Annotated in this window: 1 protein-coding gene and 1 pseudogene; both read right to left on the reverse strand. The window is 42.9% G+C overall.

The window, feature by feature from the left end:
• Nucleotides 1–957, reverse strand: a 957-nt coding sequence (locus RRG12_RS44280; RefSeq protein ID WP_420763380.1) for an MFS transporter, incomplete at its 3' end; no start/stop codon positions are given.
• Nucleotides 944–1,202 (reverse strand): annotated as a pseudogene (locus RRG12_RS44285) (DNA repair protein RecO); the annotation flags it as partial. The pseudogene RRG12_RS44285 and the gene RRG12_RS44280, both read right to left, overlap by 14 nt.

Below are 1,202 nucleotides of genomic sequence, written 5' to 3' on the forward strand. Positions count from 1 at the left end.
ACTACCACTACCACCAATTTGCAGCCAAAGTCCATCTGCGATCGCTAACAACGGTTCTCCAACGGCAAACCCAATAATCACCGATGCCATCATCGTTGTTGTGTAAAGCGAATTAGCCGAGAGTAAATGCTGTTCTTCTACTATTAAGGGAATTGCCGCCTGTTCTGCCGGGGCAAAAAACTGCGTCAGTGTGGAAACTAAAAAAGTCACACCCAAGATGATTACAAAACCCACGGGTAGCAATCCTATGGGTTTCCAGTCATGAGTCAACCACAACAAAAAGGGAATTGACAAAACCAGAATGCCGCGCCAAATATTCGTTGCTACCAGCACAGCTTTTTTTGACCAGCGATCGACAAACACTCCAGCAACGGAACCAAACAAAACGGCTGGAATAGTAAAAGACATCATCAAGACTGATACCCAGCCACTAATACTCTGATTGCTTGCTTGAAACTGAGTATTAATCAAGGCAATCATCAGCACCAAATAAACTTTATCTGCTAATTGAGAGAAAACTTGACCGCCCCAAAGTGCCAAGAAATTAGGGTTTCTTAATACAGGCAAAAATCCTTGCTGTTTTATGTTTCCTACAACAGCTTCTCCACCTGAACCAGATCCATCTAATTTCGGTGGTTCTTTTTCTGAGATAGTCGCTACTGGCAAATTCTGCCCATTGCGATTGCCATTGCTATCTGCTTCAGCAGTGATTAATTTGTTTTCAGATTGTGTTTCTGATTGACTTGGAACATCAGTTTTTGGGATCTCCGCTGTCCAACCTTGGTCGTTTTTAGAAACGTCTTTTGGAGACATTTCTTGGCCATTTATTTGACTAGGTGTACACTTGGGAACGGCACTCAAGTGATTCCTGACTGTAGGATCTGATAACCTATTCTGTTTTTTGGCGAGGCTTGGTGACAAAGGTAGGATTTTTTTATCCAAATCAGACGGTTGCATCATGGTTGGCAGCAAAATAAGAGTCGATCAAAGTAGCAGAGCGAATAGGGCGACCTAATTGATACTGAGCATACTGGCGCAAAATCTGCTCAACAGATAACCAGTCATGATCTCTAGCACCATCAATTTGTATTATCTCTGGTTGTGACAGATGTTGAAGCAAAGCCAGTTCCATAGCACCCAGACAACAAGAAATCACAGGTATTTCTTGCCGATGCACAACAACTGTTTGGGCATGGGGCATT

The sequence above is a fragment of the Nostoc sp. CALU 546 genome (genome assembly GCF_048836525.1).